The 12,939-nt window shown below is 34.9% G+C and carries 13 protein-coding genes and 1 other RNA gene; 12 read left to right on the forward strand and 2 right to left on the reverse strand.

All coding sequences use genetic code 11. From position 1 onward, the window contains the following. The first annotated feature begins 54 nt into the window (after positions 1 to 54). Positions 55 to 753 (forward strand): DnaD domain protein, encoded by a 699-nt coding sequence (locus tag AC806_RS04975; RefSeq protein ID WP_014124728.1) that lies wholly within the window; start codon positions 55 to 57, stop codon positions 751 to 753. Positions 754 to 814: 61 nt separating this feature from the next. On the opposite strand, the gene AC806_RS04980 is transcribed toward AC806_RS04975, so the two are convergent. Further along, on the reverse strand, positions 815 to 3,265 hold the full coding sequence (locus tag AC806_RS04980) for a PBP1A family penicillin-binding protein (RefSeq protein ID WP_014124729.1): 2,451 nt from the start codon (positions 3,263 to 3,265) through the stop codon (positions 815 to 817). Between the two features lies 1 nt (position 3,266). After that, positions 3,267 to 3,887, reverse strand: a complete 621-nt coding sequence (gene recU, locus AC806_RS04985) for a Holliday junction resolvase RecU (protein ID WP_014124730.1) — start codon at positions 3,885 to 3,887, stop codon at positions 3,267 to 3,269. 61 nt (positions 3,888 to 3,948) lie between these two features. Here recU and AC806_RS04990 point away from each other — a divergent pair, with 61 nt between their 5' ends. The 11 genes from AC806_RS04990 (at position 3,949) to AC806_RS05035 (ending at position 12,873) form a co-directional block, all read left to right on the forward strand. After that, on the forward strand, positions 3,949 to 4,500 hold the full coding sequence (locus AC806_RS04990; protein ID WP_014124731.1) for an SLOG family protein: 552 nt from the start codon (positions 3,949 to 3,951) through the stop codon (positions 4,498 to 4,500). 70 nt (positions 4,501 to 4,570) lie between these two features. Then, on the forward strand, positions 4,571 to 5,044 hold the full coding sequence (gene gpsB / locus AC806_RS04995) for a cell division regulator GpsB (RefSeq protein WP_061840586.1): 474 nt from the start codon (positions 4,571 to 4,573) through the stop codon (positions 5,042 to 5,044). A 14-nt stretch (positions 5,045 to 5,058) separates the two neighbouring features. Further along, positions 5,059 to 5,441: RNase P RNA component class B (gene rnpB / locus AC806_RS05000), an RNA gene on the forward strand. Positions 5,442 to 5,520: 79 nt separating this feature from the next. Further along, positions 5,521 to 6,663, forward strand: a complete 1,143-nt coding sequence (locus tag AC806_RS05005; protein ID WP_069029389.1) for a THUMP domain-containing class I SAM-dependent RNA methyltransferase — start codon at positions 5,521 to 5,523, stop codon at positions 6,661 to 6,663. Between the two features lie 266 nt (positions 6,664 to 6,929). After that, positions 6,930 to 7,067 (forward strand): hypothetical protein, encoded by a 138-nt coding sequence (locus tag AC806_RS11855; RefSeq protein WP_155224153.1) that lies wholly within the window; start codon positions 6,930 to 6,932, stop codon positions 7,065 to 7,067. 49 nt (positions 7,068 to 7,116) lie between these two features. Beyond that, positions 7,117 to 7,305 (forward strand): type IV toxin-antitoxin system AbiEi family antitoxin domain-containing protein, encoded by a 189-nt coding sequence (locus tag AC806_RS05010; protein ID WP_041591815.1) that lies wholly within the window; start codon positions 7,117 to 7,119, stop codon positions 7,303 to 7,305. Between the two features lie 42 nt (positions 7,306 to 7,347). Then, entirely contained in the window at positions 7,348 to 7,677 is a 330-nt protein-coding gene (locus AC806_RS05015) for a hypothetical protein (RefSeq protein WP_014124735.1), read from the forward strand. 338 nt (positions 7,678 to 8,015) lie between these two features. Continuing rightward, on the forward strand, positions 8,016 to 9,719 hold the full coding sequence (locus tag AC806_RS05020) for a Na/Pi cotransporter family protein (RefSeq protein WP_231834345.1): 1,704 nt from the start codon (positions 8,016 to 8,018) through the stop codon (positions 9,717 to 9,719). A gap of 96 nt (positions 9,720 to 9,815) precedes the next feature. After that, positions 9,816 to 10,349: a DinB family protein gene (locus AC806_RS05025; protein WP_014124737.1), complete on the forward strand. Its 534-nt coding sequence runs from the start codon at positions 9,816 to 9,818 to the stop codon at positions 10,347 to 10,349. 200 nt (positions 10,350 to 10,549) lie between these two features. Beyond that, positions 10,550 to 11,878: a M20/M25/M40 family metallo-hydrolase gene (locus tag AC806_RS05030; protein ID WP_231960513.1), complete on the forward strand. Its 1,329-nt coding sequence runs from the start codon at positions 10,550 to 10,552 to the stop codon at positions 11,876 to 11,878. 389 nt (positions 11,879 to 12,267) lie between these two features. Beyond that, on the forward strand, positions 12,268 to 12,873 hold the full coding sequence (locus tag AC806_RS05035) for a hypothetical protein (RefSeq protein WP_156768844.1): 606 nt from the start codon (positions 12,268 to 12,270) through the stop codon (positions 12,871 to 12,873). Positions 12,874 to 12,939: the final 66 nt, after the last annotated feature.

Below are 12,939 nucleotides of genomic sequence, written 5' to 3' on the forward strand. Positions count from 1 at the left end.
TTTCTATTAAAAAGAAAGAAACAGCTTTTTCGTAACTTATAAAGGAGCATTTTTATGATTTCATTACAAGATTATTTAAAGGGTGGACAAACTGTACTTTCCAACCTTTTAATTGAACACTACAGGCAATTGGGATTAAGCAATGATGAATTTATTTTATGGATTCAGCTATATAAATATCATGAATTGGGTAATGATTTTCCTGATTTAGCTCCTATTGCGGAAAATATGGGCTGTGACCAAAAAGAAATTTATAATTTATTGAATCAACTGGTAGAAAAACAAGTGATCACTATTGAATCGGAAAAAAATAGGCAAGGAATTAGAAATGATTTTTATGATTTTTCAGCTATTTTTGAAAAACTGGAATTACTGCAAAGCCAAAAACGCAAAAAAGAAGGAGAAAAAGACTACGAGCAAAAGATCCGATCTTTGTATCAATTGTTTGAAAAAGAATTTGGTCGAGCGTTATCGCCAATTGAGTTTCAACGCATCGGTCAATGGATCGAGGAGGATCAATATTCTCCAGATTTAATACGTTTAGCTTTAAAAGAAGCTGTTTTAAATCAAGCTTATAGTTTAAATTATATTGATCGCGTTTTGCTCTCTTGGGAACGGAAAAACATTACGACTGAGCAACAAGTAGAAGAAGAACAAAAAAAACGTAAAAGGAATATGATGAAAAAAGAAAGTAGTAGGAATGAAAAAGACTTACCAAATGTTTCTTTACATAATTGGTTAGAAGACGAATGACTTTCATCAAGTGAAAATAAAAAAACGGCAAGAGAGTTTTATTGCTCTCTTGCCGTTTTTGTTATTCCGAAGACTCCTCTTGATTCCCATCATCACCTGTATCAGGTGGACTTTCTTCTTCGTTTCCGCCTCCGTTTTCTTCACTACTTCCTCCATCATCGTTGTTTCCTTCATCAGGTTCACTAGTATCTGGTTCCTCTTCAGGTGGCTCCTCTTCTTCTGATGATGAAGGTTCTTCTTCTGGTTCGCTACTTGGTTCTGAACTTTCTTCTTCCTCTTGAGAGGGTTCTTCTTCTGTTTCCGTTGTTTCTTCCTCTTCTTCAGTTGTTGAAGAACTTTCTTCTGGTTCGCTAGTTGGTTCTGTTTCTGTATTACTTTCTTCTTCTGTCTCCGTCGAAGGCTCTTCTGATGTCTGTGATGATCTTTGTGAAGAAGGAGTAGAAGAAGATGATGGTGCACTTCGCCTTGTCCTTCTTGAAGTTGAAGCTGTATCATCTTGTCCTTTTAAGTAAAGTTCTTTTCCAATACGAACTAAACCATCAGGCATTGTCCAATCGTTATTTTCGACCGAAGAAGATACATATTCCATTAATTCACGATAAACATCAGAGGCTACATGAGAAGATTCGCTAGTTACAGGCGTCATTTTATCATTATAACCTGTCCATACAGCTAACGAATAATTTCTAGTATAACCAACAAAGTTAGAATCTGGTGAAGGAGAGGATGGATTACCCTCAAGCTTTTCCAATTCTTCATCTGTGTAATTAGAAGTTCCGGTTTTACCGGCTTGGTATAAACCGGAAATTGCGGCATTCGTTCCTGTACCATCAGCGTCTGTAATAACGTCTTTTAAGATGTCGGTGACCATGTAAGCTGTTGTATCTTCCATAGCTTTTTGACCTTCAACTTCAAAAGCGTCTGTTTCTTCAGAGCCGTCTTGATAAACGATTTTATTAACATATTGCGGTTCATAATATGTTCCACCGTTAGCAAGAGCGCCATAAGCAGCCGCCATTTTCAGACTAGATATACCATAATTAGCACCATCTTGTTCATCAGCGTTGCTTGATATAGCATTTGATTGGTTTAAATTTTTATATTGGATTCCCAGATTTTCCAAAAATCCTTGAATCGAATCGGTGCCTACGTCTGCAAAAAGTTTAGCTGCAGGGATATTTCTTGAAAGTACAAGGGCTTTACGTAGCGTCATAGAGCCCATAAAAGAGTTATCCCAATTATTAATTTGGGTATCACTACCTTCATAAGAATAAGGTTCATCAACAATCGTTTTAGCTGTTGAATATTTTTTAAATTCAAAAGCTGGCCCATAGTCAACTATTGGTTTTACCGTGGAACCGAAATCTCTTGAGGTATTAACAGCTAAGTTGTTGCCTAAAACCGTTCCTTCTTTAACATTTCTGCCACCGATTTGTGCTTTAACCTGGCCAGTATCTGGCTCAATCAGTGTAGAAGCTACTTGCATTTTCTCATCAGGGTAATCAACATATTCATCAGAGTTTACAATATCGTATAGATGTTTTTGCGCATCCTCATCCAAATTTGTATAAATATTAAGTCCATCTCGATATACATCTTTTCCGGTTTTATCTTCAACTTCTTTGATGACTTCTTTTGTATAATTGTCATAATACTTCCCGTCATCATCGTCTTCTTCTAGTTCTTGCAGATCATCATCAATTGGTGTATTACTGGCATCATCATATTCTTGTTGCGTGATTTTGTCATTATCTAACATTGTATATAAAACAGTATCACGTCGCTCTTTTGCTTCTTCTTGATGTTCATAAGGGTCATAATAATTGGGCGCATTTGGCATGCCAGCAATCATCGCAGTTTGCGCAAGCGATAGTTCCTCCAAAGGCTTGCCATAAAAGGACTCTGCTGCTGTTTGCATACCATAAAGGCCGTTTGACATGTACACTTTATTGATATAATAAGTTAAAATTTCTTGCTTAGATTTTTGCCGTTCTAATTTAACTGCTAACCAAGCTTCTTGAGCTTTACGTTTTAGCGTTTGATCTTTTTCGCTGGTAGAAAAATAGGAAAGTTTGATCAGCTGTTGGGTTAAAGTACTTCCTCCTTGTTTTCCTCCTGTAGTGACATTAGAAAAAGCGGAACCTGCAATCCTTATTGGATCGACCCCGATATGTTTATAAAAACGACGATCTTCAATTGATACAATCGCATCTTCTAATTGTTGGGGAACATCGGTCGGGGAAATTTCTTCACGTTTTTCTGAACCGATATCCTGGAAAATCTCTCCATTTGCAGCATACAGTTTGGAAGAGACGGTTGCATCTAGCTCGTCTTCGCTCAGCTCAGGTGCGTCTTTTGCATAAAACATAAACAGACCGGCTCCAGCAACTAAAACGATACAAGCAAAGATAAACAAAGAAATAATAATTTTAAGTAAAATAGAGCCGACACCGCGCTTTTTGGGTTTATCTTGCTTATGTCGACTGACTCGTGAATCTGATTGATTTGCCATGTTAGTTTTTCTCCTTTGCTTGCAAATACTGATCAACTGCTTCTAAATAAGGAATGCGTGGTGCTATTTTAGGTTGGATTTCGATAGCATTCTTTTCAATAGCAGTTATTGGCATTGATTTTTTTTGATTTTCTTTATTACGCCAATAATAAACAAGCTGTTTACTATCTAAGAAAAAGCAACGTTTTAACGACGAAAACCATAATAAAACAAAACATAAACCGTCTTGTTCCATACATTTTTCCATATGAGCAATCTGATGCTCATGGAAGTTTTTAAGCGGAAATGATGTCTTATTTTTGGTTTCTTTTGCTTCAAAATCAAGATAGTAACCTTTATATACGCCATTATAATCGGTGGTAGAGGCCTCTTTAAAGTAAGCTTCTCTAATAACAGCAGCGCTTCTTTTGGGGTAATCTACTTTTACTATTTGTAGTGGTATTGGTTTTTTATGTATCACAGCAAGATTGTGATTACGATAATAATCATTACTTTGATTAATCGCGTCTTCAAAACGCATCCCACGATTGGCAAAATTAATTGATTTATCTTTTCCTTGCATTTTTTGTTTTGACGCTTCATTATAGTGGCTAGGATGGCCATTGGGATAATGAAAGACCATGATTCTCACACTCCTAGACCATATTATACCAAAAAGATAAAAAGAAAGAAAAGGTAATATTATGCAAGCTGTTCACACATTGTTCGTTACCGGTTATAGAAGCTTTGAGTTAGGCGTTTTTCAAGAAACAGATCCTAAAATAAAAGTTATTAAGAAAGTTATAAAAACAACGCTCGAACAGTATTTAGAAGAAGGATTACAATGGGTTATCATAGGTGGTAATTTAGGTGTCGAAATTTGGACAGCTCAACTGATTGATGAATTAAAAGAAGAGTACCCAGAATTGAAATTTTCAATCATTTATCCTTACTTGGAATTTGGCGATAATTGGAATGAAGCAAACCAAGCGATGTTACAAAAAATTGTAGAAAAAGCTGATTATGTAGATGCTGTGAGCCATTTATCTTATAAAGATCCAAGTCAATTAAAAAATCATACACACTTTTTACTTACTCATGTAGATGGTGCTATTGTTGTATATGATGATGAATTTTCTGGTAAAAGTACTTATTTTGTACACGACGCAAGAGAATACGCTGAAAAGCACAATTTTTTACTCCATTTAATTACAATGGATGATTTACAAAATGCAGTTTTCGATGATTCTGTTTGATTTATTCTTTTTTTTTGGATAGAATAGAATTGAGATAAGAAGTAGTACAAACAAACAATGAGGTGGAAAAATGGCAAATATAACATATACTCCTAAAGATATTTTACAGCAAGAGTTTAAAACAAAAATGCGCGGCTACGATCCTGTGGAGGTTGATGAATTTTTAGATGGCGTCATTAAAGATTACGAAGCTTATAATAAAGAAATTTTAACGCTACAAGAAGAAAATGATCGTTTGAATGCAAAAATTGCGCAATTAAGTAAGAATCAAGCGACAAATTCACGGAACCAATCAGAAAGTACTTCAAAAAGTCAGACAGTAACGAATTTTGATATCCTAAAACGTTTGTCTAATTTGGAAAAAGAAGTTTTTGGTAAAAAATTAGATCAAGAAGAAAATGAGGAAATACGTACTTCTCAATCGACTGACGACTATAGTCGCTCTAATGATACTCGCTTACGAGATAATCGGACAACTGAAAGTCGATCAAATACTAACCGTTCATCAGATGACGATGATCTAGAAAAAACGCGTCAGTTTTAAAATATAAAATTGTGGTTTTCGGATAATCGCGGTTTGAGTAAATCTAACTGAGGAAAGTCCATGCTCACACAGACTGAGATGTCTGTAGTGTTCGTGCTCAGCGAAAAAATAAGCTGAGGTATTTCATTTATTTAAGATAACGGCAGGAAAAAAAGCTAAGGTGTATTTGATACACTATGCTTGAGTATCCTTGAAAGTGCCACAGTGACGAAGCAATAAGAGAAATCTTATTGGTGGAACGCGGTAAACCCCTCGAGTGAGCAACCCAAACAAAGGTCGGGGCGCTTTTTGCGGCGGAATTCAACGCTAGCAAAAAGACAATGTTTCATTGTAGACAGATGATTATCCAAGTTATCTTGCCCCTGTAAGATGACTGGACAAAACATGGCTTATAGAAAATCACAATAAACAGGGAAAAGTCCTTCCAGTACGGGAGGTTTTTTTATTAAAAAATGAAAATTATTTCGGAGGAAATTATGGAAGATAACCAACGCTTTAATCTGATAGCAACTGCAGCAAGCGGATTGGAAGCTTTAACAGGAAAGGAATTGCGAAACTTAGGAATTGATTGTCAAGTTGAAAATGGGCGTGCGCGCTTTCAAGGAACCGTAAAAACCATAGCGGAAACGAATTTATGGTTACGAACAGCTGACAGGGTAAAAATTGTTGTAGGAGAATTTGACGCTTATACTTTTGATGAACTATTTGAAAAAGTTAAAGCTTTGCCATGGGAAGAATACTTACCTTTAGACGCTGCTTTTCCGGTAGCTGGTAAGTCAATTAAATCTAAGTTGTATAGCACGCCTGATTGTCAGGCGATCACTAAAAAGGCAATCGTAGAGCGTATGAGAACTTATTATCATCGTCCACAAAACGTTCCTTTAATCGAAACAGGTGCGTTGTATAGCTTAGAAGTTATTTTACGTAAGGATCATGTGATGATTTTATTGGATACAACAGGCCCAAGTTTATTTAAACGTGGTTATCGTTTAGAAAAAGGTGGAGCGCCCTTAAAAGAGAACATGGCTGCAGCTTTAGTTAAGTTGACAAATTGGCATAAAGATAAACCTTTTATTGATCCTGTATGTGGTTCTGGTACTTTATGTATTGAAGCAGCATTGATCGGACATCAACTTGCGCCAGGTTTTAATCGAGATTTTGCTTGTGAAAAGTGGGAGTGGGTGCCAGATGCAATATTTGAACAAGTGCGTAATGAAGCAGAGCAAGCAGCTGATTATGATGTTGAATTAGATATTACAGGTTTTGACATTAATGGTGAAATGATTGATATTGCCCGCGCCAATGCTGATGAATTAGGACTAGGGGATTCAATCACATTTAAGCAACAAGCATTAAAAGATTTTAGTACCGAAAAAGAAAACGGGGTTATTGTTGCCAATCCACCTTATGGTGAGCGTTTAGGAGAAGAAGACAGCGCGCGTAAGCTTTACAAAGAAATGGGAGAGGTATTCAAACCGCTAATAACTTGGAGTAAATATATTTTAACTAGTGATTTAGCTTTTGAAGATTTTTACGGTCAAAAAGCGACAAAAAAGAGAAAATTATACAATGGGTCGTTGCGAACAGACCTGTTTCAGTACTGGGGACAACGTAAATAATAGTGTCGAGAAAGATTGATATGACAGTCTTTCTCTCTTTTTTTATTTTCTGAATTTTAACTCTTACACGATTTATTTAATTTTCCAAAATTCATTACAAGTATCAGCTCAGCTGTTTCAACACTTTTAGCTTCTGTAAGTAGTTTATTGAAATCCTTAAAGAATTAATTGATAATGGTACAGGTTTGGCGAGTGTGGTGATGCGATTATTTACGAAATTGATGATATCAAAGTTTATGGTGGATTTTATGACGATGTAAGCGCCGTTGACACAATGTTTATTAAATGAAGATGTGGCTTGGAAAGATATTATTAATCTGCATTCAGTTGTTGTACCTGAAACGGAATCAGGATCCTATATCAGTGATGAACCAACCGAAATGAGTGAAGAAATAATACGTTGATTGTTGTATAGAATGTGAATTTTGGTATGATAATATTGAGGTGATAGCCGTGATTCAGTCGCAATTAATCGAACTGTTCGAGGAATATCATGGGATTTTGACAACGCAAATGACAAAAGAATATGGTGTTGCTGATTCGACGCTTAGAAAAGCAGTCGCCCGAAATGATATTCAAAAGTATTGTCGCGGCATTTATTTCTTAGATAATTTTTATTTTGATGATATTTATATGCTCTAATTAAAGTACTCTAAAAGTGTTTTTTCTCATGAAACAGCGATTATGCTGCATTGGTTAAGCACAAATTATTCATTGGTTTACCATATATCATTTCCAAAAGGGTATCATTTAACCAATGCTAGTAAACAAAATATTAAGTCTCATTATATTTCAAAAAAAGAATTGACTGATGAATATATTGATGTGGTGGAAAGTTTGGATTCAAATCCACTAATGGTTACCAATTTGAAGAAAACGGTTGTCGATATGTTGAGATATACAAAAACTTCTCCAAACGTTGTAGAAGAAATAGTGGATAATTACTTGAGTAGAGAAGATAAAAATATTGAACGGTTAAAAGAATACGGAAGACATTCAATATTAGAGGAGTAATTAACAACAAGGTTTTGACCATTGCTAAATAAACAGAAAATGAAAAAAATCATTCGACAAAAATCAAAAGAAACGGGATTGGCCCCACAATAGCTAGACGGTATTACTAAGGAAATAAATCAAAGAATCAGAAATACAAGGGAAGATACAAAATATCAGAACTTTTCAACTTAATGATCATATTTAGTTAGAATGCTAAAAGTTTATCATTTATAAGTTTTTCTCAAAACTTCCTTTCTTTTCAGCAAGGGTTTCTTTAAAATGGGGGGTGGGTTAAAATAAAAAAGAAAATTCTATAGCTATGTTTTTATTATAGGTAAAATATGGAGGTAAACGTATTGGACGCACAACAGATCATATTTCAATTCATAGGAGGAATCGGGATCTTCTTATTCGGATTGAAATATATGGGAGATGGGCTGCAAAAAGCCGCTGGTGATAACCTCAGAAGTATTTTAAATACATTTACTTCCACTCCTTTGAGAGCTGTCTTAGCTGGTGCTATTGTTACTGCCCTTATCCAAAGTAGTACAGGGACTACGGTACTTACTGTTGGTTTAGTTAGTGCAGGGTTTATGTCTTTAACTCAAGCGATTGGTGTTATAATGGGTGCCAATGTTGGTACCACGATTACAGCTTTTATTATCGGTTTGAATATTAGTGACTATGCGCTTCCAATCATAGGAGCAGGCGCTTTATTTCTGTTTTTCTTTAAAAACCAGTTGATTACCAGTATTGGACAAATTATTTTTGGTTTTGGTGCGCTGTTTTATGGTTTAGATTTAATGGGTAGTGGACTTGAGCCATTGCAAAATCTTCAAGCATTTAGTGATTTAATGCTTTGGTTGTCTAATAATTCATTTTTAGGTATCCTAACAGGGTCAGTTATGACACTTATTTTACAAAGCTCTTCTGCTACTACAGGGATTTTGCAGCAATTGTTTTCTCAAGATGCGATGACGATAGAAGCTGCTTTACCTATCCTTTTTGGTACCAATATAGGGACAACATTTACATCCATTCTTGCTGCAGTGGGGGCTAGTCTTGCCGCCAAAAGGACAGCACTGGCTCATGTTATTTTTAACGTTTTTGGAACAATTTTTGCTATGGTGCTTTTTACCCCTTTTACCATGGTTTTAAATACCTTGACGAATACACTTCGCTTAAACCCTGAGTTACAGATTGCTTTTGCCCATGGGCTTTTTAATTTGTTATCGGTAGGTATAATGATTTGGTTTACACCACAATTGGCAAGAGTCGTAAGTAAAATTATTCCTGGTGAAGAGGATACGATTGAAATGTATGAACCAAATTTAGACTACTCATTGGTTCAAAGATCGCCAGTTATCGCATTGGATCAAACTAAACATGAAATCATTCAATTGGGACAATTCGTGTTAGAAGAGTATGATACAATGTTTGATTACTACCTTAAACAAAATAAGAAAAGTTACGATCATGTACTTAAAATAGAAGATGTCGTAGATCGTATAGATATTCAAATAACAGAGTATCTGATGTATATTTCAGGAGAAAGTTTACCCGCTAGAAATTCTAATGAACATGCGCAAATGGGTGAAATAGGGAAATACTTAGAACGTATAGGTGATCATACTGAAAACATTCTGAAAAATATTGAAGAAGTTAATGCTGCTGAGAAGTTACAGAAAAAGAATGGAAACAGCGATCGTAAGAATATGTTATACAATGAAAATTTGCTTGAATTATTCAACTTAGTTAAACAAAATGTCCAAGAAGCGATGCAAGCTTATGAAACAGAAAGTCATTCTATTGCGGGTAAAGTTATCAAAAGAGAAAAAGATGTGAACAATCTGGAAGAAAGTATCCGAAGCACATATATTTCTAATTTGAACAAAGGGATTGGTAAACCTTCCGATGGGATTTTATTTGTGGATATTGTTTCTAACTTAGAACGTATATCAGACCATTCTGTTAAAATTGCTAAACACAGTTTAGGAATAAGGCAACCCTTTTCAAAAAGAATTATAAATAAAAAAGGGGAAGAATTTGTAAAAGTATAGAATGAATATAAAAATTGCTAAATATATTCTCTCTTTAAAACAGACTTTTGAAAGTTGATTTAAAGGGAGTTTTTTTATAGATAAAAGGAGATATTTATGATGGAAAGCAATCAGGCGTTAATAGATAATATTAAATTTCAATTCGATATTTCTAAAAAGCTTCTTGAATATCATCTTGATTCACTCAGCCAAGATGAATATTTATGGCGTTCACCTAACTGTGGGCTATATATTCAAAAAATAAATGGCAACTGGTATGCTAACTTCCCTGAACATGAAAATTATGAGCTCGGAACACCCAGTGTTGCTTGGACGTTGTGGCATATAACGTTTTGGTGGAAGATGGTCTTTAATCACTCTTTTGGTAATGGAACATTAACAAAAGAAGACATAGATGTTTATGAAAATGTGGAATCAGTTAAGATAAGCATTAACTCTCTAATAGAAAGATGGCAAGAAAAGTTAGATAGTGTAACAGAAGAAGAGCTATATAGTAAAAGTTACAGTGAATTCCCATTTAACAATACAGTGGAATTTCATAAATTGGCTGCTTGGTTAAATCTTGAATTGATGAAAAATGCTTCTGAAATTGGTTACGTTAGGTTCGAGTATGCTTCATATCGAAATTAGAAAAGTCGATGATAATATATGGATACAAAACGTATATATTTTAAAGCTGTAGAACATTTAAATTATATTTTGCTAGTAAATTCCATTTTATTTTATTATTGGCGTTGACACTGTTCTTTAATTGGCGTAATCTTTAAAACATATTGAATTTTCTAATTATTTAAAAATTAGTTAATGAGTAAAAGGTAAGGAGTGAGTATATGAGTCAAATTAGTACAGAAGAAATCAAACGTATTTCAGACAAAAATATGGCGCGTTTTTATGATTACTTAAGGTTAGAATCAGTGTCAGCTCAAGGAAGACAAATTAACCAAACAGCCGAAGCTGTACAATCATTTATTGAAAATACTGGAGGAGAGGCAAAGGTTTTAGCATTAGAAGGTGCTCATCCAGTTGTTTATGGTTTTTTTGCGGCTGGACCATCTGGTGATGCTGAGAAGACATTATTATTTTATGACCATTATGATGTACAACCAGAAGACCCATTAGATGAGTGGAACACTGTTCCTTTTGAACCGACTGAAAAAGATGGCCTTTTGTATGCTCGCGGTGTATCCGATAATAAAGCTAATTTTGTGGCCCGCATCAATGCGATAGAAGCCTATAAAAATACAGAAGGGGGATTACCTGTTAATGTCAAGTTCTTCGTCGAAGGAGAAGAAGAAATCGGGAGTCCTCATGTAAATGATTATCTTGAAGCCTATGCTGATTTATTTGCTGCCGATGTTTGTATATGGGAGTCAAGTTCGAAAGATTCTGAAGAACGTTTGAAGATTTCAGCAGGCGTCAAAGGTATTGCTTATTATGAAGCTCGTGTAAAGAGTGCTGATATTGATATGCATTCATCTTTAGCGGCTATTGCTGACAATTCAGCATGGCGTTTAGTTCAAGCTTTAGCAAGTATGAGAAATGTTAACAACGAAATTACAGTAGATGGTTTTTATGACATGATGACAGCTCCAACAGATCTTGAAAAAAGGGTAGCTAATCGTATACCTTTTGATCCTGAAGCTAGTAAGCAAACTTACGGTTTGAAGCACCCATTGATTACAGATCAATTGCCGTATACACCCGAAGAAGCTTTGGTTTTTTATCCGACGTTAACGATCAGTGGTTTATTATCTGGTTATACGGGCCCTGGTGCTAAAACCATCTTGCCTAGACAAGCCATGGCAAAAATTGATGTTCGTTTAGTTCCTGGATATGAGCCTGATAAGGTAACAGAACTATTGAGGAAACACTTAGATAGTAATGGTTTTGAAGATGTTGCCTTAGAGCTGATCACATCAGTTATGCCGTTTAGAACAAATTTAGAAGATCCTTTTGTAGAAATTGTTATTGACTCTGCAAAAAAAGTCTATGGGGAGGATAAAGTTGTTTTAGAACCTAATTCTGCTGGAACGGGTCCTATGTACGGTTTTGGCAAGTATTTAAATGTTCCTATTCTTGGAAGTGGCACTGAATGGGAAAAATCCGGAGCACACGCCCGAATGAAAATATTCGTTTGGCTGATTTCTATCAAGGGGTAGAGCATATGGTTGTTCTACTGGATCGTTTTAAAAATTCGGAAAAATAGTCAGAGATTACAGAGAATGATACCAAGGAAGACAATGAAGGTCTTTTTCCTTGGTCTTTTTCTAGTTTCATAGGTCAACTTACTTGATTTTTATTTTTTGATAGCGCTTTTTCTGTTAAAATAAAAGAAATAGTAGTTGTTTATCTTTATAAACTAAAAAATTAAGAAGGGGTAATAGTGGAAAAAAATCGGACAACAACTTATAGTCCGCTTAGAGACAATGTATTAGATGTCGCATTTTACCTACAAAGAATCGGTGGAGGGAAACTTGAAAATTACGCGCAAGTTTGTTTTTTGAAGTGGGCTATTGAAAAGAGAATTCTTATCTTGGAGAACGATTCATTGATCAAAAGAGCGCCTACTACAATGTTTTTATTAACAGAAGATAAAAAGGAAGAGGAAACGATTGCGTCTTTACTTTGGAATATTTTATTGGAAGCTGCGGATGAGGAAAACAAAATAACTGATCAAGAACTTAAAAACATCGTTAAAAAGGATGCTTTACTTTTTGTTTCTTTAGAAAATAAATTGATGAATGATTCAAAGAATTTCTTGATTGAAAATGGATTTTTAGTGGAAAAAGAGCGGCGATTGCTTTATTTTAACCTCAAAAAAAGGCAGCATAGTACGATAAAAGGTGAGAAGTTATATAATCATTTAAAGGAATACTTTCATTATCTGGAAGATCTTATTGAGCAAAATTTTGATTCGCAAAATGAGATTGAATCTTGGGAAGAAGTCTTTACTTGGATAAGTCTTTTTGGTCTGGCGGATAAAGTATATAGTAAAACGAAAAAAATACCTTCTCAGCAGCTTGCTATACAAGCAGGAATACCTAAACAACTTATAGAAACGTATAAAAAACTGGCTTCTTTTTTGGATAGTTTTTCTATAGGGTTTACTTATGCAAGTAATTCTATGAATTCTAGTAGAAGTTGCTGTGTGTAGAATTTTAGTTAGTTTTTATTGAGCTAACAATAGATTTGATAAAAAAGAGAGGGTCGTTAGATCAAA

The sequence above is a fragment of the Tetragenococcus halophilus genome (assembly GCF_001712815.1).
Lineage (GTDB): Bacteria > Bacillota > Bacilli > Lactobacillales > Enterococcaceae > Tetragenococcus > Tetragenococcus halophilus.